Source organism: Saccharomonospora glauca K62 (genome assembly GCF_000243395.2).
In the GTDB taxonomy this organism is placed as follows: domain Bacteria; phylum Actinomycetota; class Actinomycetes; order Mycobacteriales; family Pseudonocardiaceae; genus Saccharomonospora; species Saccharomonospora glauca.
In genome coordinates, this window is record NZ_CM001484.1 from 2,443,775 (window position 1) to 2,468,405 (window position 24,631).

Annotated in this window: 24 protein-coding genes; all 24 read right to left on the reverse strand. The window is 69.2% G+C overall.

Features of this window, described 5'->3' with window-relative positions; all coding sequences use genetic code 11:
• Nucleotides 1-56: 56 nt before the first annotated feature.
• A complete protein-coding gene (locus SACGLDRAFT_RS11425; protein WP_005464738.1) occupies nucleotides 57-830 on the reverse strand; it encodes an ABC transporter ATP-binding protein in 774 nt (257 codons plus the stop codon).
• Nucleotides 827-1,858 (reverse strand): FecCD family ABC transporter permease, encoded by a 1,032-nt coding sequence (locus SACGLDRAFT_RS11430; RefSeq protein ID WP_005464739.1) that lies wholly within the window; start codon nucleotides 1,856-1,858, stop codon nucleotides 827-829. The genes SACGLDRAFT_RS11425 and SACGLDRAFT_RS11430 overlap by 4 nt, the downstream gene beginning before the upstream one ends.
• Nucleotides 1,855-2,820 (reverse strand): FecCD family ABC transporter permease, encoded by a 966-nt coding sequence (locus SACGLDRAFT_RS11435; protein ID WP_005464740.1) that lies wholly within the window; start codon nucleotides 2,818-2,820, stop codon nucleotides 1,855-1,857. The genes SACGLDRAFT_RS11430 and SACGLDRAFT_RS11435 overlap by 4 nt, the downstream gene beginning before the upstream one ends.
• Before the next feature lie 44 nt (nucleotides 2,821-2,864).
• Nucleotides 2,865-3,875, reverse strand: a complete 1,011-nt coding sequence (locus SACGLDRAFT_RS11440) for an ABC transporter substrate-binding protein (protein ID WP_005464741.1) — start codon at nucleotides 3,873-3,875, stop codon at nucleotides 2,865-2,867.
• 75 nt (nucleotides 3,876-3,950) lie between these two features.
• Entirely contained in the window at nucleotides 3,951-4,811 is an 861-nt protein-coding gene (locus SACGLDRAFT_RS11445) for a siderophore-interacting protein (RefSeq protein WP_005464742.1), read from the reverse strand.
• A complete protein-coding gene (locus tag SACGLDRAFT_RS11450) occupies nucleotides 4,808-5,053 on the reverse strand; it encodes a phosphopantetheine-binding protein (protein ID WP_005464743.1) in 246 nt (81 codons plus the stop codon). The genes SACGLDRAFT_RS11445 and SACGLDRAFT_RS11450 overlap by 4 nt, the downstream gene beginning before the upstream one ends.
• Entirely contained in the window at nucleotides 5,054-5,725 is a 672-nt protein-coding gene (locus SACGLDRAFT_RS11455) for an isochorismatase family protein (protein WP_005464744.1), read from the reverse strand.
• Entirely contained in the window at nucleotides 5,725-7,374 is a 1,650-nt protein-coding gene (locus SACGLDRAFT_RS11460) for a (2,3-dihydroxybenzoyl)adenylate synthase (protein WP_005464746.1), read from the reverse strand. Before SACGLDRAFT_RS11460 ends, SACGLDRAFT_RS11455 begins: the two co-directional genes overlap by 1 nt.
• Complete coding sequence (locus SACGLDRAFT_RS11465; protein ID WP_005464747.1) at nucleotides 7,371-8,576, reverse strand: isochorismate synthase; 1,206 nt, start codon at nucleotides 8,574-8,576, stop codon at nucleotides 7,371-7,373. Before SACGLDRAFT_RS11465 ends, SACGLDRAFT_RS11460 begins: the two co-directional genes overlap by 4 nt.
• A gap of 850 nt (nucleotides 8,577-9,426) precedes the next feature.
• Nucleotides 9,427-10,458, reverse strand: coding sequence for a 4-hydroxy-2-oxovalerate aldolase (gene dmpG / locus SACGLDRAFT_RS11470; protein WP_005464748.1), 1,032 nt, complete (start codon nucleotides 10,456-10,458; stop codon nucleotides 9,427-9,429).
• Nucleotides 10,455-11,378: an acetaldehyde dehydrogenase (acetylating) gene (locus SACGLDRAFT_RS11475; RefSeq protein ID WP_005464749.1), complete on the reverse strand. Its 924-nt coding sequence runs from the start codon at nucleotides 11,376-11,378 to the stop codon at nucleotides 10,455-10,457. Before SACGLDRAFT_RS11475 ends, dmpG begins: the two co-directional genes overlap by 4 nt.
• Entirely contained in the window at nucleotides 11,375-12,202 is an 828-nt protein-coding gene (locus SACGLDRAFT_RS11480) for a 2-keto-4-pentenoate hydratase (RefSeq protein WP_005464750.1), read from the reverse strand. Before SACGLDRAFT_RS11480 ends, SACGLDRAFT_RS11475 begins: the two co-directional genes overlap by 4 nt.
• Before the next feature lie 38 nt (nucleotides 12,203-12,240).
• Nucleotides 12,241-13,113 (reverse strand): VOC family protein, encoded by an 873-nt coding sequence (locus SACGLDRAFT_RS11485; RefSeq protein WP_005464751.1) that lies wholly within the window; start codon nucleotides 13,111-13,113, stop codon nucleotides 12,241-12,243.
• A 58-nt stretch (nucleotides 13,114-13,171) separates the two neighbouring features.
• Nucleotides 13,172-14,362: a flavin reductase family protein gene (locus tag SACGLDRAFT_RS11490; RefSeq protein WP_005464752.1), complete on the reverse strand. Its 1,191-nt coding sequence runs from the start codon at nucleotides 14,360-14,362 to the stop codon at nucleotides 13,172-13,174.
• A gap of 17 nt (nucleotides 14,363-14,379) precedes the next feature.
• Nucleotides 14,380-15,234 (reverse strand): ABC transporter ATP-binding protein, encoded by an 855-nt coding sequence (locus SACGLDRAFT_RS11495; protein WP_005464754.1) that lies wholly within the window; start codon nucleotides 15,232-15,234, stop codon nucleotides 14,380-14,382.
• Nucleotides 15,234-16,010: an ABC transporter permease gene (locus SACGLDRAFT_RS11500; protein ID WP_005464756.1), complete on the reverse strand. Its 777-nt coding sequence runs from the start codon at nucleotides 16,008-16,010 to the stop codon at nucleotides 15,234-15,236. Before SACGLDRAFT_RS11500 ends, SACGLDRAFT_RS11495 begins: the two co-directional genes overlap by 1 nt.
• Complete coding sequence (locus SACGLDRAFT_RS11505) at nucleotides 16,010-16,756, reverse strand: ABC transporter permease (protein WP_198283498.1); 747 nt, start codon at nucleotides 16,754-16,756, stop codon at nucleotides 16,010-16,012. The genes SACGLDRAFT_RS11500 and SACGLDRAFT_RS11505 overlap by 1 nt, the downstream gene beginning before the upstream one ends.
• A gap of 124 nt (nucleotides 16,757-16,880) precedes the next feature.
• A complete protein-coding gene (locus SACGLDRAFT_RS11510) occupies nucleotides 16,881-17,300 on the reverse strand; it encodes a substrate-binding domain-containing protein (RefSeq protein ID WP_040918969.1) in 420 nt (139 codons plus the stop codon).
• Entirely contained in the window at nucleotides 17,297-17,863 is a 567-nt protein-coding gene (locus SACGLDRAFT_RS11515; protein ID WP_040918974.1) for an ABC transporter substrate-binding protein, read from the reverse strand. The genes SACGLDRAFT_RS11510 and SACGLDRAFT_RS11515 overlap by 4 nt, the downstream gene beginning before the upstream one ends.
• 250 nt (nucleotides 17,864-18,113) lie before the next feature.
• Nucleotides 18,114-19,286, reverse strand: coding sequence for an acyl-CoA dehydrogenase family protein (locus SACGLDRAFT_RS11520; protein WP_005464758.1), 1,173 nt, complete (start codon nucleotides 19,284-19,286; stop codon nucleotides 18,114-18,116).
• A 34-nt stretch (nucleotides 19,287-19,320) separates the two neighbouring features.
• The gene (locus SACGLDRAFT_RS11525) at nucleotides 19,321-20,160 is read right to left on the reverse strand and encodes an alpha/beta fold hydrolase (RefSeq protein ID WP_005464759.1); all 840 of its coding nucleotides are present in this window, start codon (nucleotides 20,158-20,160) and stop codon (nucleotides 19,321-19,323) included.
• 192 nt (nucleotides 20,161-20,352) lie between these two features.
• A complete protein-coding gene (locus SACGLDRAFT_RS11530) occupies nucleotides 20,353-21,462 on the reverse strand; it encodes an ABC transporter substrate-binding protein (RefSeq protein WP_005464760.1) in 1,110 nt (369 codons plus the stop codon).
• Nucleotides 21,463-21,507: 45 nt separating this feature from the next.
• Nucleotides 21,508-23,232, reverse strand: coding sequence for an ABC transporter permease (locus tag SACGLDRAFT_RS11535; protein ID WP_198283499.1), 1,725 nt, complete (start codon nucleotides 23,230-23,232; stop codon nucleotides 21,508-21,510).
• A complete protein-coding gene (locus SACGLDRAFT_RS11540) occupies nucleotides 23,229-24,359 on the reverse strand; it encodes an ABC transporter ATP-binding protein (protein WP_005464762.1) in 1,131 nt (376 codons plus the stop codon). The genes SACGLDRAFT_RS11535 and SACGLDRAFT_RS11540 overlap by 4 nt, the downstream gene beginning before the upstream one ends.
• Between the last annotated feature and the right edge of the window lie 272 nt (nucleotides 24,360-24,631).

The following is a 24,631-nucleotide window of genomic DNA, read 5'->3' on the forward strand; positions in this document are numbered from 1 at the left end:
CTTTCTCTCCCTGGATCGACGGGACCGGCGCTCGTTCGCCGACGCCGGGGTGTGCTCTACTCGGGGACGACCATCGGGGTGCCGGACACCGGATCGGGCACGATGACGCTCGGCAGGTCGAAGACCTCCTTCATCAACGCCGCGTCGACGATGTCGGCCGCCCCGCCCTCGGCGACGACGCGGCCGTCCTTCATCGCGATGAGGTGGTCGGCGAACCGGCAGGCCTGGTTGATGTCGTGCAGGACCGCGATCACCGTGCGGCCCTCGTCGCGCAGTCTCGCCAGCAGGCCCAGCAGCCGGTACTGGTGCGTGATGTCGAGAAACGACGTCGGCTCGTCGAGCAGCAGGTACGGCGTCTGCTGTGCGAGCACCATCGCCACCCAGACCCGTTGGCGCTGTCCTCCGGACAACTCCTGCACGGGACGGTCGGCGAGGTCCTCGATCTCCGCTGTCCGCAGGGCCTCGGCGACCGCGCGCTCGTCCTCCGGGCGCCACGTCGACAGCAGCGACTGATGTGGGTAGCGGCCCCGCGCCACCAGTTGCCGCACCTTGATCCCCTCCGGCGCCAGGGGGTCCTGGGGCAGGAACGCCAGGGACCGCGCCAGCGTCTTCGCCGGGTAGCTGCCGACGTCGCGGCCGTCGAACGCCGCGCTGCCCTCGGCGGGCCGCAGCAGTCTCACGAACGCACGCAGCAAAGTGGACTTGCCGCAGCCGTTGGGACCCACGATGGCCGTGAAGGCGCCGTCCGGCACGTCCAGGCTGAGTCGTGTCGACACGACTCGCTCGCCGTAGCGTAGGGTCAGGTCCCGAGCTCGCAACCGGGCGGTCACGTCCGCCTCACCTCCTGGGCCAGCAGCCACATCAGATAGCCCCCGCCGATCGCGGTGGTGACCACGCCGACGGGAAGGGAGACCGGGGCCAGCAGCATCTGGGCGACGAGGTCGGCGACCTGCAACAGCACCGCCCCGGTCAGCGCGGCGGGCAGCAACGGAATCCCCGGCGCTCGCGCGAGCCTGCGGCCGATCTGCGGTGCCGCGAGGGCGATGAACGCGATCGGACCCGCGACGGCGGTCACGGTCGCGGTGCATCCCACGCCGATGAGCACCAGGAGCAGGCGCAGCCGCTCCAACCTGACCCCGGTGGCCACGGCCACCGCGTCCCCCAACGCCGACTGGTGCATGGTGTGCGCCACGAAGACCATGGCCACCAGCAGTCCGGCGATGATCGTGAAGGGGAGGACCAGGTCCGCCCAGTCGACGCCGTTGAGCGAGCCGGAGCTCCATCCCACGGCGGCGATCGCGACCTCAAGTTCGGCCCGGAGCACGATCCACGAGTTCAGGGCGGTGATCATGGCGTTGACCGCGATGCCGATGACCACGAGCCGCAGCCCGGACAGCCCGTTCGAGCGCGACAACAGGTACACCACGGCGGCGGCCGCCAGACCACCCACCACCGAACTGACCGCGAGCTGTGCCGAGGAACCGGCCAGGACCGTCAACGCGACGAGGGTGCCCGTGTAGGCCCCCGCGTCCAGGCCGATGACGTCGGGGCTACCCATCGGGTTGCGGGTCAGGTTCTGGAAGATCGCGCCGGCCACGCCCAGCGCGGCGCCGAATACGATCGCGGCGGCCACCCGCGACAGCCGCCACTCCACGATGACGACGCGGGAACCTCCGGTACCGGTCAGCGCGGCCAGGACCTCGCCCGGCGTACTCCAGGTCGCGCCGTAACACAGGCCGACGAACCCGAGCCCCACCACGACGACGGCGAGCACCCCCACCAGCACCAACGTCCGTCGCTCGACGTGCCACGCCCGGCCCCGAAGCCGTACCGCCACGGTGTTCGCCGCTGCGCTCACAATAATCCCGCCCCGTAACGTCGAACGGCCCAGATGAGTACGGGTCCCCCGAGGAACGCGGTGACGATCGCCACCGGCACCTCACCGGTGGGCAGCAGGACCCGCGAGATCGTGTCCGCGACGAGCAGCAGGACCGGGCCGGCGATCATCGAGTAGCCGACGAGCCGGGGCACCGAGCCCACGGTGAGCCTGCGCAGCAGGTGCGGCACGATCAGCCCGACGAACAGGATCGGACCGGCCACGGCGGTGGCCGCGCCCGCCAGCACCGTGATCGTGACGAGCGTGAGCGTGCGCACCCTGACGACGTTCGCGCCGAGGGTGTGCGCGACCGCGTCGCCGAGCGCCACCGTGTTGAGCGAGCGGGCCAGCAGCAACGCGCCGATCACCCCCGCAGCGATCGCGAGCAGCGGCAACGTCAGTTCCGTCTGCTCCCGGCCCGCCAGCGAACCGACCGACCAGAACCGGTACCGGTCGAGGGTCTCCGGTGACACCAGGCGGATGCCCAACGCGAGTCCCTGCAGCACCGCGCTGAACGCGACCCCGGCCAACAGCAGGCGCAACGTCGAGCGGCGTCCCACCGCGTACACGAGCACCGTGGCGAGCACCGCCCCGATCACGGCGGCGACGAGTTCCCCGACGGCCGTGACCGCCCACCCGAGCGCGGCGCCGAGGGTGAGCGCGAACCCGGCGCCCTGGGTCACGCCGAGCACGCCGGGTTCGGCGAGCGGGTTGCGCGACAAGGTCTGGATCAGTGATCCGGCCACCGCCAGCGCCGCGCCCACCGCGATTCCCAGCACGGTGCGGGGCACTCGGACCTCGCGCACGATCAGGTGCTGATCGGAGGCGTCGAACGCGAACAGGGCCCGGATCACCTCGGCGGGCGGCACGGTCTCCGCGCCGACGGCGATGCTCGCGACGCAGGCGAGCACCAGGGCCAGCAAGCCCACGGCGAGAACGCTCACCCGAGTCGTTCTCGCCGTGGAACGTGGAACCGCAGGTGCGCTCGTCACTGGTCCAACAGGGGTTCGAAGGCCTCGTCGAGAGAGTCCAGGGTCCGCATCGCCTGCCGGTAGGTCGCGGCCTCGGTGTAGCGGACCGGGAAGGTCATGCCGGCCTTCACCGCGGGCAGGTTCTTCCACAGCTCCGACTCGACCACGTACTTGACGGCCTCGGGAAGCGAGCCGTCGGGGTTCACGGTGTAGGTGATCGCGTCCGCCTCCCCGAGGGCCGCGGGCAGCTCCTCAATGGAGGGGTACTCGCTGACGGCGCGCGAACCCTCGCCCTTCTCCTTGACCTGCCCGTAGTACGAGGCGCCGATGTCGTTGGCGACGTTGGTGCCCCACGACCCGTCGAACTCCCGCTGGAAGTTGCCGTTCTCGACCTGGCCGTAGCCACCCACGTGCGCGAACTTCAGCTTCGGCAGCACGTCCTCGTACTTCTTCGCCAGTTCCTCGGCCTTCTTCTCGTACTCGGCCTTGACGGCGTCGAAGTTCTCCAACGCGCCCGCGGCGTCGGCCTGCTTGCGGGACAGCTCACGCCACGCCGACGGCACGGTCGGTCCGATCGCGACGACCGGGGCGATCGACTCAAGGCGTTCCACGTCGACGTCCTTGAGCACCGGAGCGGGCACTCCGATGACGATGAGGTCGGGCTCGACCTCCGCGATGGCCTCGTAGTTGGTCTCCGCCGCGGACTCGCCCGCGACCTTCGGCAGCTCGTTGTAGGTGGCGAGGTCCTCCTCGCTCATCAGGGGCTCGCCACGCTTCCAGGTGGAGATGCCCACCAACGGCGCGTCGGCCTCGATCAGGACGGGCACCGCGTACCCGGTGGCGACCACGCGCTGCGGGTCGGCGGGGATGGTGATGTCGCCGTTGTCCGCGGCGAACACCCGTGTCTCCCCCTCTCCCGCGGCGGCTCCTCCTGCACCCGACGCGCAGCCGGCCACGGTCGCGGCGAGCGCGAGCACGGTAGCCACGACGAGGCCCTTCCCAGGGCGTGGGAATCTGCGTAGTGACATCGCTGGTTCCTCGGTTGTCCGGGCAGGCCGGGTCGGCCTGGCACAAGTGTTCGGTCGGCGCCGACCACGTCGAGCTCAGTGCTCGTGCTCGTGATCGTCGTCGTAGTCGGCGACACCGCGCTTCCAGTAGCCGGTGACGTCGTAGTCGTGGGAGGGAAGCTTCAGTTCGTGACGCGCCCAGCGGCGCAACGGCTTCACCGCTCCCGCCTCGCCGGCCACCCACACGTAGGTCCGTTCGTCCGGTGAGAGGGGCAAGGCCCGCACCGCGCGTTCGAGCAGGTCCGTGGAGCCGGCCGGGCGGTCGCCGCGATGCAACCACCGCACCTCGACCGCCGCGGGCGGGCGCAGGTCGATCTCCTCGCTCGGGCCCGCCACCTCGATGACCGCCCATCCGGCCGCGGTCGGCGGCAGCGCCTCCAGCCACCGCGCGATCGCGGGGAGCGCGGTGATGTCCCCGGCCAGCACGTACCGGTCGTAGACGAACGGCACGATCAGCCCGCCCGGAGGTCCGGCGATGTGCACCCGCTCCCCCGGAGTCACCGAACGCGCCCATTCGGAGGCGAGCCCACCGGGATGCAGGGCGATGTCGATGTCGAGCTCGCCGGTAATCGGGTCGTAGGCGCGCACCGTGTACTCGCGCGCCGTCGGCGAGGGCCGGGGCCAGCGCAGCATCAGCCCGTTCGGTTCCGGAAGGCGCGTCTCGCCGTCGGCGTCGGGAAAGATGATCTTGACGTGTTCGTCGGGGGCGTGGGCCTCGAACCCCTCCGTGCCCGGACCGCCCAACGTGATGCGGATCAGCCCCGTCCCGAGCGTGCGCGTGCGCAGGACCTCGACCGTGCGAATGTGGATGGGGTATCCCACCCGTTCCGCGACCTCCCCCGCGCGCACCTCGGCGATGCGGTCGAGATGACGATGCCGGTGGTCGACGCGCGTCATGCCGCCCCCTCACCGGTGAGGAGGGTGATCCAGTGAGACAGCTCGGGCCGCTCGGCGAGGTCCGGGTACTCCACGGTCGCGCCCGCCGCTCGCCAGCGGTCGAGAAGACTCATGATGCGGATCGAATCCAGACCGAGGTCCAGGAGGTTCTCCTCCGGGTCGAGCGCGTTCGGTTCCTTGCCGAGAAGTTCCGCGACGTCGGCGCGGACGCGCTCGGCGGACAGCACGGGCCGGTCGTTCATTCAGCTCACTCCTGTGGTGATCGGGGCCGCCAGGGCGGCCCGGACGTCGGCGGTGGTGGTGACGACCCCGCAGCGTTGGGCGACGTAGGTGCAGGCCTGGTCGTGGTGGGCGCGGGAGAAGTCGGCCACCGCGTCGGCCACGAGGAACGGCTGGATGTCGCGCATGAACGCCTCCAGCGCGGTGGCCTGACACCCGATGTGGGCGTAGACGCCCGTGACGACGAGTTGGTCGCGCCCGGCCGCGGCGAGCTGGTCGGCGAAGGTGCTGCGTTGGAAGGCGCTGTAGCGCCACTTGGGCAACACGACGTCGTGCGGTGTGGGGGCGAGTTCGGCGACGACGTCGGCGGCGGCGGGGTCCGAGTCGATGACCGCGCCGATGCCCTCGCCCCAGAACTGGGTCAGCAGTCCGCGGTCGGCGGGGTCCTGGCGGCCGGGTTGGGCGGTGTAGAACACCGGTACCCCGAGATCGCGGCACGTCGTGAGGAGGAGGGCCGTGTTGGCCACGACCTCCGGGAGAGGGTCGCCCACGTAGGGGGCGAGGAAGTACCGCTGCATGTCGTGGACCAGCAGGGCGGCCCGAGTGGGGTCGACCCGCCACGCCACCCGCCCGGCCGGGAGCTCGCTCCCACGGGGCAGGGCGTACGGCTGGATGCTCGGAAGCGACACCCGCATCACCCGTTCCCGGCGCGAGCCGCGAGCGCGGCCCGAAGCTCACGTTTGCTCGTCTTGCCGACCCCGGTCACCGGGAATTTGTCGACCACGACGACCAGGTCGGGAACCTTGAAGGCCGCGATGCCACGGTCCCGGACGAACCGGCGCAGTTCGGCCTCGCTCGGCCGAGCCCCGTCGACGGGAACGACGTAGGCGCACGTGCGTTCCCCCAGGTATTCGTCGGGGACGCTGACCACCGCGGCGTCGAGGACCTCCGGATGTGCCATGAGGTGGTTCTCGACCTCCTCGGCCGAGACCTTCTCGCCGCCCCGGTTGATCTGTTCCTTGGCGCGTCCGACCACTTCGAGGTGCCCGGACGGGAGTCGCCGCACGAGATCACCGGTGCGGTAGAACCCGTCGGCGGTGAACGCCGTGGCGTTGTGCTCGGCCGCGCGGTAGTAGCCGCGAATGGTGTAGGGGCCACGGGTCAGCAGCGCTCCCACCTCGCCGGGAGGGACCTCGTCGTCCGACGTCGCGTTCGGGTCGTCGGGATCGACCACCCGGATCTCGTCGTCCGGCGAGATCGGCCGCCCCTGGGTGCCGAGCACGAGTTCGTCGGGGTCGTCCAGTCGCGTGTAGCAGACCAGCCCCTCGGCCATGCCGAACACCTGCTGCAACCGGCACCCGAGCGCGGGGCCGATGCGTTCGGCCAGTTCCCGCGCACACTTGGCGCCACCGACGAGCAGGACGTCCAGACTGGACAGATCTCGGTCGGTACGGGCGGCGGCCTGCACCCACGCCGCCGCCAGCGGAGGCACCACCGCGCTGATGGTGACGCGCTCGGACTCGATGAGCCGGAACGCCATGTCGGGATCGGGGCGAGGAGCGAGCACCACGGTGGCGCCCGCGTGCAGCGTGCCGAGCACGCCCGGCGAGCTGAGCGGGAAGTTGTGCGCCACGGGCAACGCCGCCAGGTACACGCTCTCCGGTCGCAGCGCGCAGATTCGCGCGCTCTCGCGCACGCTGTAGAGGTAGTCGTCGTGCGTGCGCGGGATGAGCTTCGACAGTCCCGTGCTGCCACCGGACAGTTGCAGGAACGCGACCCCCTCCGGATCGGGGTCGGGGAACTCGCGGGGTTCGGCGGCACTCAGTTCGGTGAACTCGGGCGATCCCACGACGAGGACCTCCCGCAGGCTGTCCACCTCGGCGGCGACGGCACGGGCGGTGGCGGCGTGGTCGTGCCGTTCGTGCTCGGCGACGGTGACGATCGCGCTTGCCTCGGCCTTCTCGGCGAAGTACCGCAGTTCGGTGTGCCGGTGCGCGGGCAGCGTGAACACCGGCCACGCGCCGAGCCGCCACAACGCGAAGATCACCGAGACGAACTCCGGGACGTTCGGCAACTGCACGAGCACCCGCTCCCCGGCGCGGATGCCGAGGCCGGCGAAACCGGCGGCCAGCCGGTGGGCTCGCTCGTCGAGTTCGGCGTAGCTCCACCGCACCGGGTGATCGGCGCTCTGCCCGACCACCGCGGGCCGCGTGCCGTACGCGTCGGCGAGCGTGGTCAACAACGCTCCGAACGTCTGTCCGCGCCAATACCCCGCGGCCCGGTAGTGGGCGGCTACCTCGGGGGGCCACGCGATGTGGTCGGGCCCTTCGGAACGCACGCTCACGCCACCTCCTCCGCTCCGAGCGCGCCGAGCAGCGTGCGGAACTTCGCGCTTGTCTCGGCCAGTTCCGCGGCGGGGTCGGAGCCCTCGACGATGCCGGCCCCGGCGAACACGCGTACCGTGCGGTCGCAGACCTCGGCGCACCGGATGGTGACTACCCACTCGCCGTCACCGTCCGGGGCGGTCCACCCCACCAACCCCGCGTAGTAGCCGCGGTCCTCCGGTTCGAGTTCGGCGATGAGGTCGCGGGCGGCCGCGGTCGGGGTCCCGCACACCGCCGGTGTCGGGTGAAGTGCTTCGGCGAGCGCCAACGACGACGACGCGGGGTCGCGCGGGTCGGCGAGCGTGCCGGTGATGCGGGTGGAGAGGTGCCACATGGTGGGCGTCCCGATCACCTCGGGCTCGGGCACGTGCAGCTCGTCGCAGAACCGCCCCAGCACCTCGGCGACCCGGGCCGCCACGTGGGCATGTTCCCGGCGGTCCTTGGAGGACGCCAGCAGGTCGGCGATCCGCCGCCGGTTCTCCGCCTCGTCCGTGCTCCGGGGCCTCGACCCGGCCAGGGGGTTGGCCACCACGGTCGCGCCCCGACGGGAGACCAGCAGTTCCGGACTCGCGCCCACCAGGGTGCGCGGGGCCGGGTCCCCCACCGCGGTGACGTCGACGGCGAACGCGTGCGCGGCCGGGTTGGCCCGGACCACACGGGCCAGCAGCTCGGGCACGGGAACCGGCGTGTCCGCGGTGAGTTCGAGCGACCGGGCGAGCACCACCTTCTCCAGGTCTCCCCGCTCGATCCTGCGCAGCGCGCGGGCCACGGCGTCCCGGTAGACCTCTCCCCCCGGTCGGGGAGTGACCGTCCACGGGCCGAACCCGTCCCGCTGCCGCGGCGACATCACGCCGTGGCCGTCCTCCGGGGCCTCGGCCCTGCGCACGACCGCCGGGATGACCAGACTCGACTCGGACGTGGGAAGAAATCCGAGCGCTCCCACGGCGATCGGGTCGGGCACACCGTCCTCGCGCGCGGAGGCGAGCGCCGCGGAGACCGCCTCCGCTCGCCGCCCGGTGTCGGCTCGCACGGCCCGCGACACACCGTCCGCCAACACGGTGCCGCGGGGCGAGGAGTAGTAGAACGATCCCGGTAGATACGCGGTCAGCAGGTCGGCCGACCGATACTCGGGTCTCGGTCGGGTCAACACGGATGAGGACACGTCAACAGCTCCCTACGGCCCACGGGCCCACGAACGGGATCATCGGCTCCGGCGTGCCGCCGAGCTCGCGGGTCGGGCCGATTCCTCGTCGACGGACACACCATCACCCCGTTTCACTATGGTTAGCCTTACCTAACCATAGATCGTCAACCCTGCCAAGCCGATGCCCTCCGAACACCGCGACACGAGACCGATCTCACCCACGGTGACCCCCGCAAACCGCACCATCGAGGGAGAATCGCTCGGTCGTCGAGCACTGTGGACGGGCACGACCGACTCCGGACGTCGACTCCGATCCACAGAGGACTCGCCGACGGCGCGTCAGCTGTGGCCTTCCTCACCCACTCCGGCGAGGCGTGTCGCCCGAACGACGCGGCCACGTTTCCGCCCCACACCAGCCGATCTCCCTTCCGGCCAATCCGACAAAAGATCAACAAAGCCCGGTAGGGTAGGCTAACCTAAGATAACGGGGGGCGGAAGAGGCGTGACCGATCCGGACCAGTTGTCCCACCCACACGTCCGTGTCCACCGCACCGCCACGGCCCGGCCGCAGTCACGCGGAGTCGAGGACGATCCGACGGACGCGGTCCGCTCCCGGCACGGGCTCTACACCCCGATCACCGTCCGTGATCACTGGCGAAGGCCGGGACCGGCGCGTCCCCTCCCGACCCCGGAACGGCACGCCCCGCGTCCGCGATCGTGAGGTCCGACGCCCGATCACCGACGTTCCGGTCCGAGATTTCCGAGGACGCTCGTGACGCGGGCGACCTCCCCGCCGCCCGGTCGGGAAACGCGTTCGCCGTGGTGCCGGCGACGAACCACCGACACCACGGCGATCACGCGGTGGCGTTCACCCCTCGTCGCCGGAGGCGTCGCGTTGCGCCACGTCGAGTGCGATGTCGACGATCAGATCCTCCTGCCCGCCCACCAATCCGCGACGCCCGACCTCCAGAAGCAGTTCCCGAGCGTCCACTCCGTACCGACTCGCCGCGATCTCGGCGTGGCGCAGGAAGGACGAGTAGACACCCGCGTAGCCCAAGGTCAACGTCTCGCGATCCACTCGCACCGGGCGGTCCCGTAGGGGCCGGACGAGGTCGTCGGCGGCGTCCTGGAGAGCGAACAGATCACAGCCGTGTTCCCAGCCCTGCAGGTTGACCACGGCGACGAACGCCTCGATGGGGCAGTTGCCCGCGCCCGCCCCCTGCCCGGCCAACGACGCGTCGACCCTGGTCACCCCCTCCTCGACGGCGACGACGCTGTTGGCCACCGACAACGACAGGTTCTCGTGCGCGTGGATGCCGATACCCGTGGCCGGGTCGAGCACCTCCCGGTAGGCCCGGACCCGTTCCCGGACACCGTCCATCGTGAGCCGACCACCCGAGTCCGTGACGTACACGCAGTGCGCGCCGTAGGACTCCATGAGCGCCGCCTGCTTCGCCAGCTCCGCGGGCGGGGCCATGTGACTCATCATGAGGAAACCGGACACGTCCATGCCCAGCTCACGGGCCTTGGCGATGTGCTGGGCCGAGATGTCGGCCTCCGTGCAGTGGGTGGCGATCCGGACCGACCGGACCCCGAGCCGGTGGGCCCGTTCGAGATCGGCGATCGTGCCGATCCCCGGGAGCAGCAGCGTGGTGAGCACGGCGTCGCGGACGTTGTCGGCCGCCGCCTCGATCCACTCCCAGTCGGTGTGACTGCCGGGGCCGTAGTTCACCGAGCCACCCGCGAGGCCGTCGCCGTGGGCGACCTCGATCGCGTCGACCCCGGCGGCGTCCAGTGCCGCCGCGATACGACCGACCTCGGCCGGGTCCAGCCGGTGCCGAATGGCGTGCATGCCGTCCCGCAGGGTGACGTCCTGGATGTAGAGCCTTCCGGGCTTCATCGCCTCGCCTCCGCGATCGCCTCGGCGACACGCAACGCGGCCGAGGTCATGATGTCCAGATTGCCCGCATACGCCGGCAGGTAGTGGGCCGCGCCCTCGACTTCGAGGAACACTGACACCCGCGTGGTGACCGGCCCGACGTCCTCGGGGACGAGCGTGCGCACCGACTCGGTTACGGGCGTGAACTGGACGTCGTGCTTGAGCCGGTAGCCGGGCACGTACTCGGCCACCCGCGCCGCCATCTCCTTCACCGAGGCGCGAACGGCCTCGTGGTCGGCGTCCCCGATCAGGCAGAACACGGTGTCCCGCATGATCAGTGGCGGCTCGGCGGGGTTGAGGATGATGATCGCCTTGCCGCGCCGCGCGCCGCCGATCGTCTCGATGGCGCGCGCCGTCGTCTCGGTGAATTCGTCGATGTTCGCGCGAGTACCCGGCCCCGCCGATTTCGAGGCGATCGACGCCACGATCTCCGCGTAGTGCACCGGCGTCACGGCCGACACGGCGGCGACCATCGGGATCGTGGCCTGGCCGCCGCAGGTGACCATGTTGACGTTCGGGGCGTCGAGATGCTCGTGAAGGTTCACCGGCGGCACCACGAAGGGGCCGAGCGCGGCCGGTGTCAGGTCGATTAGCCTGACGTCGTACGGGGCGAGTTTCGCCGCGTTGGCCCGGTGGGCCTTGGCCGACGTCGCGTCGAACACGATGCCGATCTCGTCGAAGTGGGGCATGGCGAGCAGACCGTCGACTCCCTCGGAGGTGGTGGGCACCTTCAACCGCGCCGCCCGCGCCAACCCGTCGGAGTCGGGGTCGATGCCCACCATCGCCCCCATGGTGAGGGTGTCGGACAACCGCAACACCTTGATCATCAGGTCGGTACCGATGTTGCCCGAACCGATGATGGCGACCTTGGTCGCGTTCACGACTCTCCCTTCGCCGAGAAGGTGGCGGACACCTCGCCGAATCCGCTCAACTCCGCTCGAAACCGGTTTCCGGGCGCCACCGGCACCATGGGGCCGAGCGCGCCGGACAGGATGATCTGCCCGGCCCGCAGCGGTTCCCCGAAATCTCGCGCGGTGCGCGCCAGCCAGGCCAACGCGGCGAGCGGATCGCCGAGGCAGGCCGCTCCCTCGCCCTCGGACACGAGCTCTCCGTCACGGTAGAGGCGCATCCGCACCTCCTTCGGCTCGATCTCGTCCAGGGTCAGTTTCCTGTCCGCGAGCACGAACAAGCCGCTGGAGGCGTTGTCGGCGACGGTGTCGGTGATCGTGATGTCCCAGTCCGCGATCCGGCTGTCCACGATCTCCAGCGCCGCCACCGCGTACCCCACGGCCGCGCGAACCCCGGCGGCGTCCAGTTCGCCGTCCACGAGGTCCTCGGCGAGAACGAAGGCGATCTCCGCTTCCACCTTGGGTTGCAGCAGCCGGTCGAGGGGTATCTCCTCCCGGCCGGAGACGTCCATGTCGGCGAACAACACCCCGAAGTCCGGCTGGTCGACCCCGAGTTGCCGTTGCACGGCCGGTGAGGTGAGGCCGATCTTGCGGCCCACCACTATCGCGCCTCGCGCGGTGCGCAGGCGGCACAACTCCCGCTGTACCGCGTACGCGGCGGAGACGTCGTCGTCCCCGAGCAGTGCCCGCACTGGTTCGGTGGCGCGACCGGTGGCCTGGGCCCGTGCCAGTACGGCGGCGGCTTCGAGCACCGGGTCGCCGGGCCCGTCGGACACTCGGGATGCTGCTGTGGTCATGGAGGTTCCTCACTGATCGTTCGTGGCGGCGGCCCCTGTCAGTAGTCGATGCGGCGGTGACCCCAGTAATGGGCCGAGTCGTACCGGGTCGGAATCCAGGTCTCGTCGTCGATGAGGATTCCGCCGACGCCGTACTCGATGCCGAACCCGGAAGGGCTGCGCACGTAGAACGAGATCATCTCGTCGTTGGTGTGCTTGCCGAACGTCGAGAGGATGGGAATGCCGTCGTCCTGCACCTTGTCCCACTGCCGTCCCAGCAGGTCGAGGTCGTCGATCTCGAACATGAGGTGGCCGATCCCCCGGCGCCGGTGCGGGGCGTGCGCGTAGGCGAACGAGTGGTGCCGCGGGTTGCAGTGCAGGAACGTGCCGACGCCACCGGGCATGTCGATGTGGTCGCTCAACCGGAAACCGAGGATCTCGCGGAACAGGTGGTCGTAGGCACGCACGTCGCCGTGCAGGGCCTGGAAGGCGTGACCGAGGCCGAGTTCCCCCGCCACGAACCGCGCTCCGATGGGGGAGACGAACTTCGCGGTCGCGTTGCGGAGGCCCCAGAACAGTTCGTGGTCGACGACGTCCTCCGGGTCACGGAAGCGAACGAGGTCCATCACCTGCCGCTCGTCCGCCGCGTCGGCGTCGCCGTGCTCGACCCGGTAGCCCGCGTCCGCGAGCCGCTTCGTCAGCTCCTCCAGCGCCTCCGGGCCGCCCACGTCCCAGCCGAGGGCGCGCACGCCCGGTTCCTCGGCGCGTCGGACATCGAGGCGATAGGTGTACTCGTCCATCCGCAACAACAACCGGTCGTCGTCTCGGTGGGCGACCTGGAGTCCCAGCAGTTCGGAACCGAACTTCACCCACTCGTCGAGATCGACGGCCTGGACGACCGCGTATCCCAGTGCCCTGACCTTCGCCTGCATGTCGTTCTCCTTCTTTCGAAACCTCGCGAAAAGTTGCTCTCCCGTGGACGCGGGAAGGTCACCCCGTGGCGGCGCGGGCCGGGAGTCCCCGGTCCTCGAGCGTCCGTCGGGCAGCGCATGCCGCACTCTTGAGGCGGTCGACCCAGCCGTCGATCGTCTCGATATCCGCTCCGGGCGGAAGCGACGACATGCGCAACGCGATCCGGGTTCGGCCGTCCGGACTCGGCACGGGGACCACAATGGAATGCAGGTCGTAGGTCCTCCCCGCTTCGAGGTCCGGTTCGTACAGCAACGCGGTCTCGGCGATCATCCGCCGGATTCGGCGTTCGTGGATCGGGAGCACGTCGGCCGCCGAGTAGTCGTTCATCACGGACACCCGGTCCAGCCGCGCGGACGGCATCAACGACAGTGAGTACCCGCGGTCACGCACCATCTCCACATTGCGCCGGAATCCGGCGAGTTCCCGGTCGGAGGCCTGCCCACGACGCAACCATTCGTCCACTTCATCCTCGTCCGCGTCGGCGTGGAAAACCGCGCCCAGCGGTGGAATGAGCGGAATGCGGTGGCCGACGGCGGCCCCGCCTCCCCGGCCTCCGTCACGTCCCGCCGTCATCACGAAGACCGCTTCGTCGCCCACCTTGGCGAGCACGCTGCAATCGGCCCCGACGTCGCGGGCGAGTGCTTCGAGCCGGTCCCGGACCGCTTCCGCCATCCGCACCCCCTCGATGAGGTCCGGATCGGCGGGAGCGGTCAACGACGGCAACGAGAACCGGCCGTATCCGCCCTGGAAGAACAGCAACGGCAACGTGGGACGTACGACCGCGAGGTCGCGCACCCGGCCCAGCACGATGTAGTGGTCGCCGCCGTCGAGCTCCCGTTCCGCCTCGCACTCGATCCAGCTCACCACGCCGTCGAGCACGGGTGACCCAGCCGGGGCGGGGGTCCACCTCACACCCGCGAACTTGTCGGCTCCCCGTGAGACGAAGGCCCGGCACAACTCCTGCTGATCGGCCGCCAGGACGTTGACGCAGAAGTACCGGCTCGTCCGGAGCCGGGAGTAGGTGTACGACCGGCGCATCGGCAGGTACGCGACGAGCGGCGGGTCCAGCGACACCGACGTGAAGGAACCGATCACCATGCCCACGGGCTCGCCCGTCTCGTCAATGGCGGTGATCACGGCGACCCCCGTCGGGTAGTGGCCGAGCGTCTCGCGGAACACCGCCGGGTCGATCGACTGCTGGCTGTCCATGTCCTCGGCTCCTTCCCTCAGCTCCGCGGAGCGGCGACGGCCTCGGCGGCCTTCGCCGCCGCGGTCTTCTCACCCGCCTTCTTGATGACCGCGTACACTTCGGACCGCAGAGCCGCGAACTCCGGAAGCGACTTGGTGGTGATCTGGTCCTGCGGGCCGGGGAGGTCCACCGACAGCATCGTCTCGACCTTGGCCGGCCTGCCGGAGAGCACCAGCACCGTGTCGGCGAGGTACACGGCCTCATCGATGTCGTGGGTCACGAGCATGATGGTGAGTCCCAGGTGGTCGCGCACCCGCAACATCAAATCCTCCAGATCGGCGCGGGTCTGGGCGTCCACCGAGGCGAACGGCTCGTCGAGCACGGTCATCCGGGGACGCGAGGCCAGCGCCCGCGCGATCGCCACCCGCTGCTGCATGCCTCCGGAAAGCTGCCACGGGTAGGAGTCGGTGACGTCCCGCAGCCCCACCTCGGCCAGGGCCTCCTCGGCCCGGCGGCGTCGCTCGGCCTTCCCGACCCCGGCCGAACGCAGGGGCAGGGCCACGTTGTCGAGCACCGACAACCACGGCATGAGGGACCGGCTGTAGTCCTGGAACACGATCGCCACGCCCTCCGGCGGGTCGTGGACCGTGGCTCCTTCGAACACGACCTCGCCCTCGCTGGCACCGAGCAGCCCGGTCAGGCACTGCAGCAGGGTCGTCTTCCCGACCCCGGAGGGACCGACGATGCAGACGAACTCCCCCGCGGCGACGGAGAAACTGAGGTCCCGGAAGATCCGGCGTTCCCCGTAGGAGTGTCCGAGGCCGCGGGCCTCGACGACGGTGTCACGCGGGGCGCCCGCCGCACCCGGCGTGGACTCGGCGGTTGTGGTCATCACTTGCCTCCGTGGTCGTGTGCGGTCATGCCCTTGTGCCATGCGAGCACTCGGTTCTCCACCAACGCGAAGACCTTATTGAGGAGATAACCGAAGACGCCGAGCGCGATGATCCCGGTCCACATCGCGGTGGTGTTGAACCCGCGCTGAGCGTCGAGGACGAAGTGGCCGATCCCGCCCGGTGCTCCCACCATCTCGGACATGACCATCGCAACGACCGAGATGGCCAGCGCGGTCCGGGCACCGGCGAAGATCTGCGGCGCCGCCGCGGGCAGCACGATGAAACGGACCCGGTCCCGCCACCGCAGCCGGTGGCTCGCGGCGACCTGGTGCAGCACCGGCTCGACTGACCGTACGCCGTCGATGGTGTTGAGCAGCACCGGCCAGGTGGCCACCAGGGCGATGAGGCTGATCTTCATGGCGGTGCCGAGCCCGAAGAACAACATCATCACGGGCAGGATCGCCACCCCGGGCGTGGCGCGCAGGAACTCGACGATCGGGCGCACCGCGCTTTCGAGCCAACCGACCATGCCCAGCAGCAGGCTGAGAGCGACACCGAGGACGACGGCGGCGCCGTAGCCGACCACGAGCCGTTGCAGGCTCGGCCACACCTCGGTGCGGATCCCGTCGACGATCCAGATGTCGCCGAACTCGTCGAGGATCCTGGACAGCGGTGGGTAGTAGAAGTTGACGCTGTCGGCGCTTGCGAACCACCAGATCGCCAACAACAGCAGGGGAACCCACAGTTCCATGAGGATCCGGCGCAGGATGCTCATCACCGCTTCCCCCTTTCCGAGGGGTGCCACCACAGGACCTTGCGCTGGGCCGTGACGAGCAGCCAGTTGAGGACGACCCCCAGCATCCCCGCGGTGAAGACGTAGCCGAACATGCGGTCGTTGTCGTTCACCGTCAGCGCGTAGTACAGCCGCTGTCCGATGCCGTCGGCTCCACCGAGGAACTCCGACGAAATGGTGATCAGCAGGCTGATCGTTCCGGAGATGCGCAGACCCGTCATGAGGAACGGCAGCGCGGACGGCAGATAGATGTCACGGACCCGGCTCAGACGAGTGAGCCGGAAGGCCTTGGCGACCGACCTCAACTGTGCCGACAACTGCTGGGTGGCGTACGTCGCTTGCACGAGCATCGGCCACACCGCGCTGAACACCACGAGTACCACGACCATCGTGCGGCTGGTGCCGAACTGCAACAGCACCACGGGCAGGATCGCCACGCCGGGCAGCGTGCGTCCGAAGTCGATGAGGAACCGGGTACTGCGTTCGAGGACGTGGAAGGAGCCGTTGACCAAGCCGATCGGCACGCCCACCGCGACGGCGAGGGCGAATCCGATCGCGGCGGAGGTGAGCGTGCTTCCCACCGCCGCCCAGTAGTCACCGGTCACCACCATGCCGGCCGCGGTCTCCACCAACCGCCACGGCGTCGGAAGCCCCACGGCCGAACCCCCGGTGATCGCGAAGAGGTGCCACACGACGCAGACGACCACCAGGGTGACCAGCTTCCCCACCACCGGAGCCGTTCGGCGTCCCGGTACGCGCCCGGCCCTCCGGTTCCGAGCCGTCGCGGGTTCGACACTTGAGGACGTACCGTCGCCACCCGCAAGCCTTCGAGTCATCACGTTGTCGTCCATGTCAGCGACTCGCGAGCATCTCGTCGGCGGACGGGGCGTCGTCGGCGTCGATGAGTCCGTACCGCAGAACCCGGTCGCGGGCGTTCTCGACGTCCTCCCTGCTGATCGGCTCCTCCCCGAACTTCTGGTAGACGGCCTTCTCCAGCAGCTCCGGGTCGGCGTCGATGTAGCTCGTGGCGATGCGGGGAGCCACCGAGGGGTCCTCGTTGAGGAGTTCGTTGGCCTTCAGGATCGCGGCGCTGAAGTCCTCGACCAGGTCCGGTCCGGCCTCGGCCGTCTCCTCCAGGGCGACGTAGGCGTACGCCAGCTCGCCCACCGCTCCGCTGACGAATCCGGACAGCAGCCTCACGTCGGGGTCGGCGCTCAACGCGGTTCCGGTCGGTTCGGCACTCGTGATCACGTCGACGCTGCCGGACTTCAACGCGGCGATACTGTTGGGAACCTCGATGAAGCGATGCGGGAGGAATCCCCTCCGGCCCGATCGACGGCCAGTCGGACGTCGATCCACAATTGACTCTTGGACTGTGGGATTCCGAAGACCGCGTTCTCGATGTCCGCGATCGAGGTGATGTCGCTGTCCTTCCTCACCCAGAAGTTCCCCACACCCAGGCCGCTCTCGTCGACCTCGGTGCCCACGGCTCCCGGCGCTACCATGACGATCGGCATTCCCTGGCTTCGGGCGATCGTCGGAGTACTGACGTCCATGAGAGCGAAGTCGATCTCGCCGCCCACCAGTTGCGGCATCGCGTCCGCCGGGGTGGTCGTGGTGACGAATTCGACGGTGAGTCCGACCTCGTCGAACATCCCTTCGAGTTCGGCGGTGCGCGCGCCGAGGGCGTTCAGACTCGGGAAGACCGCGACTCTCACGACGCCGTCGTCACGGGTGGCCGCGGACGACCCGCCTCCACAGGCGCCGAGCGCGAATGACAGCACGGCGGCGACCACGAGGGCCGTCGGCCGAAGCCGGCTTCGCCTGGTTTTCATAGCGCTCCTTTGCGCGAAGACATGCCAGTGATCACCCCGGTCGTGCCGTCCGAGGTGGTCGCTCTCACGGGCGGCGTCGGAGCCGGGGGTGCGGTACGACAGGTAGTTCGGGTAAGACAGGCAAGACGACACTGTCACCGCACGACGTGTTCGGAAACCGCAATTCCGTTCAGTGGGTTTGAGACCGTCGGTCGTCCGGTGGGCGCGGGCCGCGTCGATGTGCGGCCCCTCCACCGCGTGCGCCGAACCGTCACATCCGTACCTTCGGGTCGGGCTTTCCGCCGAAGGTGAGGGTTCCGTACGCCTCGTAGATGGGTTCGGCGACGTTGGCTCCGTGTCCCAGCGCCACGTGCGCGTCGAGCCAGAAGCGCTGGATCGGATTGTCCACTCGCATCGAGTTCCCTCCGGCGTGAGCGACCAGCCGGTCGAGCGCGGCGCCCGCCCTGTGGGAGATCCGAACCTGATTACGGCGCACTTCGGCGCGCAGTTCCAAAGGAATCGGCTTCCCCGACGCGGCCGCCTCGTAGAGCCGGTCCATGTCGTGAAGAAATTGCATTCGGCTGGCCTCGACGTCCGACGCGGCCTCGCCCAGAGCGTGAAGTTGTCGGGGATCGGTGGCGGCCTTGACTCCCCTGGCGGACACCCGGTTGCGCGTGTAGGCGACCCAGGCGGCCATTCCGGCCTCGACCGCGCCGAGGGTTCCCGCGGTGATCGCTCCACTGAACATCGAGTGGAAGGGCATCCGGTACAGCGGCACGTCACCACGCCCCGCCTGTCGCGCCGCCTCACCCGTTCCGAGGTCGGCGGGGTTGATGATCCGGTGGTCGGGGATGAACGCCTCGTTGACGATGACGTCCTTGCTTCCCGTGCCCTTGAGACCGACCACGTTCCAGGAGTCCTCGACGATGGTGTAGTCCGAACGCGGGATCACGAAATGCCGCAGACCGTCGGGCAGCACGGTGCCGTCGTCGTCGGTGAGCATGCCGCCGAGCACGACCCACTGACAGTGGTCGGTGCCGCTGGAGAATGGCCATCGGCCGCTGAAGATCCAGCCGCCGTCGGTGCGCCGCGCCCGTCCGATGGGGGCGTAGGGCGACGCGACCCAGGTGTCGGGGTCTCCGCCCCAGATCTCCTCCTGGAGCTTACGGGTGGCCTGCGCGAGTTCGAAGGCGTGGACGCCGACGACCGCGGAGACCCACCCCGCCGAGGGAGACCGGGAGCCGATGGCGAGCACCGCCTCGAAGAACTCGCGCGGGTGCCGTTCGTCGCCACCGAAGTCCTTCGGTTGCAGTGCCCGCACGATGCCGAGTTCGCGCAGGGTCTTCGCCGTCCGGTCGGGCAGGCGGCCGAGGTCGTCGGCCTCCTCCACCTGTTCGGTGAAGAAGTCGGCGAGTTCTTCGACGCGGTCGACCAAATCGCTCATGATTGTCCTTCCTGCTCGGGGAGGCCGAGGGCTTTCAGTTGTTGGCGACGAAGTCGCGCACGAGGCGGTTGAACTCCGCGGCGTGTTCGAGTTGGGCCCAGTGACCGCAGCGGTTGAGCAGCACCAGCCGGGAGTTCTCGATGATCGAGACGAGCCGCAGTCCGGCTTCGTAGTGCACGACCCGGTCGTCACGGCCGTGCACGATCAGGACCGGAGCGCCGATCGTCGCCAGTTCCTCCACGGACGCCTCCCCACGCCGCGGCCGACCGAGACCGGCGGCGAAATTCGCCAGGTGGTCGGGGTGACCGATGGCGTTCTCGTAGCGCTGTCGCGCGAGTTCCTCGGTGGCGAAGGCGGGGTCGAAGGTCATGATGTCGACCAGTTTCCGCATGATCTCCGGGGAGGGATTGCGGTAGCCCTCGTGCAGGATCTTCAGGCCCTCGGACGGCCCGCCACCGGGGCTGAAGATGCGGGGACCGGGTGCTCCCGCTCCCATCGTGACGACGTGCGAGACGCGGTCGGGGTGCCGGGCGGCGACCTTCAACGACGTGGCCCCGCCCATGGAGTTGCCCACGAACGTCGCCTTCTCGATGCCCAGGGCGTCGAGCAGATGAACGGCGGCGCTGACGTGGTCGCGTTCCTCGTAGGTGACGGGATCGGACTTGCCCCACCCCGGCATGTCGGGAGCGATGACCCGGTACTCCTCCGCGAGCACGGGCAGGTTCGGGCTGAAGTTGCTCCAGCCGGTCGCACCGGGCCCGCTGCCGTGCAGGAAGACGATGGGATGACCCGAACCCGCCTCGTTGAAGTGGATCTTGCCGCTGGCGGTCTCCACGAAGCGGCTGGTCTCGGTTTCCGACAGCTCGGCTGGCATGGACTTTCCTTTCGTCGATCACACAGCGGGCTCGACCACTGCGATGGACAAACAGCATCGGCACGTTCGGGGAGGACCGCAGCCCCTTCTCGCATCCTGTGGAAAGACCTCTGTGGATCTTCAGCCGCCGAGAGCAGCGACTCTCGCCCGAGACGACACTCACGGCGGGATGCGGTCGGCGAGAAGCGCGGCTCAGCGTCCGAACGCGGTCTTCCAGCGCTCGGCGTCGGCCTCGCCGTACTTGACCTCGTCCTCCGGAGGCATGACCCACACGCGGTCGGAGTCCAGGGGCGGAAGCGGGCGTCCGAGCGAGACCGGCGGGTCGACGTCGGTGCGAACGGAGTAGTCACCGACCTGTGTGACCACCCGCTGGCCACGCTTGGAGAGCGCGTAGTTGAGGAACACCTCCGCCGCCTCCGAGTTCTTCGCGGTCGCCGCCTTGCCCGCGAAGAAGCTGAACAGCACCAGGCCCTCCTCCGGTACGACGTAGTCGATCGGCGCACCGTCCTCGGTGACCGCCACGTTGACGGCCGCCGTCCCGGCCGTCGCCACCGCCAACTCGCCACGGGCCAGTGCCTGTTGGCGGCTGCCGCCGGTGTCGTAGACCGTGGGGTTCCGCTTCGCGAGTTCGGCCCAGAAATTCGGGTCGACCTTCTCGTGGAGGAAGCGGTTCAGCGCGACCGACGATCCGCCCGCGGTGCCGCTGACGAGACCGATCCTGCCGGAGTACTTCGGGTCGAGCAGGTCCTTCCACGACGTCGGTGCGTCCTCCTTCGCCACCTGCTGAGTGTTGTAGGCGAAGGTCACCACGACGTTGGCGAACTTGACGAAGTCCCCGTCGTTCAGCAACAGATCCTCGCGGCCCTCGACGGGAGTCGGGGTGTATGGCTCCCAGATCCCTTCCTCGGAGAGGGCGTCGGCGATCTCATAGTCGGAGATGACGATGACGTCGGCCGGAAGTTGCCCGGCGCCGGCCTCGGAACGGATGCGTTCGGACAGCTTGTTCGCGACGTCGCGAACGTATTCGACCTCGATTCCGGTGTCGGCGGTGAAGGCTTCGTTGAACGCCTGCTGGTTCGCTTCCTGGTAACCGGTGTACAGCGTGAGCGTCTGTTGTCTCGCGGCCTCGTAGGTCGCCTTGTCGGCGATGACCTCACCGTCGATGACGAGACCGTCGCTGGTGTCGATCCGAGCGTCGTCGGTGACGACGCTGCTTCCGTTCGCACTGCCGCCGCAGGCCGTGAGCACGGCCGACAGGGACAGCGCGATGCCGGAGGCGAACGCACCGTTGCGGATTCGCATGGGTCTGCCTTTCTTCGCATGACTGGGAGTGGCTCGTTCGTCGGTTCAGGTGCCCGTGTCCATGAAGCGTCGTTCCCGGCTTCCGACCACCTGGGCGGCGATGGCGATCGCCGCGATGACGACGACGAAGACGAGGCTGATGGCCGCCGAGAAGCTGACGCTGCCGTTCTCGAAACTGTGGAAGACGAGGATCGACAACACCCGAGTGTCCGATGTATACAGAAACAGCACGGCGCTCATCTCCCTCAGACCGAGCATCAGCAAAAGCAGCAGCGTCGAGACGATGCCGGTGCGCATCAGGGGGACCGTGATGGTCCGGATCGCCCGGAACCGCCGGGCTCCGAGGACGACCGCACTGTTCTCGAGATCGGCGTCCAGTTGCATCATCGACGCCGACACGCTCCGGTACGCCTGCGGCATCGTCACCGCGACGGTGGCGATGGCGAGGATCGCGAGTGTTCCGTACACGGGGAACGGAAGGGCCAGCCAGGCCCACAGGATGCCCATGCCGAGCACGATCTGGGGAATGGCCAGAGGCAGCATGCTGATCTGTTCGAGCAGTTGGCCGAGCCGGGACTTCGTGCGGTAGCGGACGTAGGACGCCGCGAACGCGATCGACGTTCCGAGCACCGCGGCGAGGACGGCCACCACGACCGAGTTGACGGTCGACGTCAGGAAGTCGGAGCGTCCGACGGCCTCGATCAGCCGCTCCGCGGTGAAACCCCCGCCGAACACGTCGGCGATACGGTTGACGTAGACCGATCCCGAGGTCGCGACGAGCAGCAGCACGAGAACCGGCAACACGACGGAGACCACGAAGTACAGCACGGCGAATCCCGTGGCGAGCCAACGTCCCCAGCGCAGCGGCACCGGACGCGGCCGGTTCCCCTTGCCGGTGAGGGTGGTGAATCGCTTCCGGTTGACCACGCGTTGCTGCGCGTAGGTCGCGACGACCAAGGCGGCGGTGAGGGCAATCGCGATTCCCGCGGCAGCGTTGGACCGCACCGGGGTGGTGGACATCAGCTCGTAGATGTACGTCGGGAGCGTGTCGATGCCGCCCGGATTGCCGAGGATCGCGTTGACCGGGAAGTTCTCCAACGCCAGGGTGAACGAGAGGATCGCGGCACCGGCGAGCGCGGGGACCGCCAGCGGCAACGTCACCGTTCGCAGTACGCGCCACAAGCTCGCGCCGTGGAGTGAGGCCGCCTCCTCCAGGTCGGCGTTCATCATGGAGAACGAGTTGTACGTGAGCATGAACGTGTACGGCGCGTAGTAGATGCCCAGGACGAAGATGAGACCCGCGTAGGAGTAGACGTCCACGGTGATCGGGATGCCGAGGTCGCGCAGGGCGATGTTGAGGTATCCGGACGTGGGGCTGGCCAGCAGCGCCCATGCCAACGCGCCGACGATCGCGGGCAGGAACATGGGCGCCATCCCCGCGACGAAGACGAAACGGCGCCAGGGAGCGTCGCTGCGGGCCGCGACGAACGCCAGACCGGCACCGACGACGAGCGACACGGCCGCCGCGCCCACCCCGATCACGACCGAGTTCAGCAGGCTCCCCAGCCCGTTCGAGGTCGCCAGGATCGCGAAGTTCTCCGTCGTGAACGACCCGATTCCCGTGCTTCCGGGCCGGGGCACCTCGGTCGTCAGCGCGGCGACGAGGATGAACGCCACCGGCAGGGCGACCAGCAGTGCCAACAGGGCGCCGATGACGCCGGAGGGAAGTTCTCGCCGGACGCGGGTCAGCATCGATCGGGCGGTGCTCACGACGCCACCCGTTCCCGGATCGCGGTGTCGCCCGACACGGCGGGACTCACGGCCTTCTCGGGCAGGACGCGGACCGCGTCCGGTGCGATCGAGACCCACACCCGTTCCCCGTTCGCGAACCGGGTGCCGCTTCGGGCGGAGGTGACCACGTCGAGTTCGAGCGTTCCGGCGATGCTCACCGTGTACCGGGTGCTCGTACCCTGGAAACCCGACACGAGAACCGTCGCGGGATAGGCGTTCGGACCACTGGGCCGTTCCGCCGAAAGTTGGACGTCCTCGCTGCGCACGCAAGCCTTGAGCCCACCCTCGCCGAGGCCCGGTTCGGACGTCGACGCGATCGCCAGATCAGTGCCCGTGATGTTCCAGCGCCCGGCTTCCGTGCCGACGACGTCGAACACGTTGGCCACCCCGAGGAAGTGCGCGACCGAGGCGCTCACGGGCGAGTGGTACATCGCGTCGGGTCGGTCCATCTGCACGATCCGGCCGTCCTGCATGAGCGCGATGCGGTCGGCGAGCGAGAACGCCTCCAGTTGGTCGTGGGTCACGTAGACGGCGGTCAGTCCCAGCCGTAGTTGGATCTCGCGGAGTTCGACGCGGAGCCTGTCGCGCAATCGAGCGTCCAGATTGGACAGAGGTTCGTCGAGCAGTAGTACCGACGGCCGCATGACCAGACTCCGGGCGAGCGCGACCCGCTGCATCTGGCCGCCGGACAGCAAGCTCGCCCCGCGATTCGCGAGGCTTTCCAGACCGACGAGTTCCAAGGTCCGGAGCACGCGTTGCCGGATCTCCGCCTTGGGAACCTTCTGCAGTTTGAGAGAGTAGGCGACGTTGTCGAACACCGTCATGTGCGGCCAGACGGCGTACGACTGGAAGACCATGCCCACGTTGCGCTTGTTCGGCGGGACGTTGATGCCCGCCTCGGCGTCGAACACCACGGTGTCGCCGATGGTGATGCGGCCCGCCGTGGGTTCCTCCAGTCCCGCGATACACCGCATCGTGCTCGTCTTGCCACAGCCCGACCGACCGAGCAGCGCGACGGATTCCCCGTCCCCGATCTCGAGATCCAGGTCGTGGACCGCGGTGACGTCACCGTAGCGGAGCTGAAGGTTCTCGATGGTGATCCTCATTGATCATGCATCTCTCTACTCGTAGTGGGTCCGGCCCGCGACGAGCACCGGCGTCACCACATCGCGATCCCGTCTCGGCCACCGGGGCGGCGTTCCCGGCTCGTCCGGTGAAGCGGCGAGCGCTCGCCGGGCGAGGGCCACCTCTCACCCGGCGAGCCGGTGCTCCGTCCCCGGCCCGCACCCCGGTCGCCGAGCACCCGGCAGGGCACATCGCGAGCAGCGAGCTCCGGGGGAACAGCGGTCGGAGCCTGCCCACGACGCGCACCTGCCAT

Coding starts and splice junctions, on each gene's coding strand:
- SACGLDRAFT_RS11440 (WP_005464741.1), bottom strand. CDS start 3,875: ATGTCACTACGCAGATTCCCACGCCCTGGGAAGGGCCTCGTCGTGGCT.
- SACGLDRAFT_RS11445 (WP_005464742.1), bottom strand. CDS start 4,811: ATGACGCGCGTCGACCACCGGCATCGTCATCTCGACCGCATCGCCGAG.
- SACGLDRAFT_RS11450 (WP_005464743.1), bottom strand. CDS start 5,053: ATGAACGACCGGCCCGTGCTGTCCGCCGAGCGCGTCCGCGCCGACGTC.
- SACGLDRAFT_RS11455 (WP_005464744.1), bottom strand. CDS start 5,725: ATGCGGGTGTCGCTTCCGAGCATCCAGCCGTACGCCCTGCCCCGTGGG.
- dmpG (WP_005464748.1), bottom strand. CDS start 10,458: ATGAAGCCCGGAAGGCTCTACATCCAGGACGTCACCCTGCGGGACGGC.
- SACGLDRAFT_RS11480 (WP_005464750.1), bottom strand. CDS start 12,202: ATGACCACAGCAGCATCCCGAGTGTCCGACGGGCCCGGCGACCCGGTG.
- SACGLDRAFT_RS11485 (WP_005464751.1), bottom strand. CDS start 13,113: ATGCAGGCGAAGGTCAGGGCACTGGGATACGCGGTCGTCCAGGCCGTC.
- SACGLDRAFT_RS11490 (WP_005464752.1), bottom strand. CDS start 14,362: ATGGACAGCCAGCAGTCGATCGACCCGGCGGTGTTCCGCGAGACGCTC.
- SACGLDRAFT_RS11495 (WP_005464754.1), bottom strand. CDS start 15,234: ATGACCACAACCGCCGAGTCCACGCCGGGTGCGGCGGGCGCCCCGCGT.
- SACGLDRAFT_RS11500 (WP_005464756.1), bottom strand. CDS start 16,010: ATGAGCATCCTGCGCCGGATCCTCATGGAACTGTGGGTTCCCCTGCTG.
- SACGLDRAFT_RS11515 (WP_040918974.1), bottom strand. CDS start 17,863: ATGAAAACCAGGCGAAGCCGGCTTCGGCCGACGGCCCTCGTGGTCGCC.
- SACGLDRAFT_RS11520 (WP_005464758.1), bottom strand. CDS start 19,286: ATGAGCGATTTGGTCGACCGCGTCGAAGAACTCGCCGACTTCTTCACC.
- SACGLDRAFT_RS11525 (WP_005464759.1), bottom strand. CDS start 20,160: ATGCCAGCCGAGCTGTCGGAAACCGAGACCAGCCGCTTCGTGGAGACC.
- SACGLDRAFT_RS11530 (WP_005464760.1), bottom strand. CDS start 21,462: ATGCGAATCCGCAACGGTGCGTTCGCCTCCGGCATCGCGCTGTCCCTG.
- SACGLDRAFT_RS11540 (WP_005464762.1), bottom strand. CDS start 24,359: ATGAGGATCACCATCGAGAACCTTCAGCTCCGCTACGGTGACGTCACC.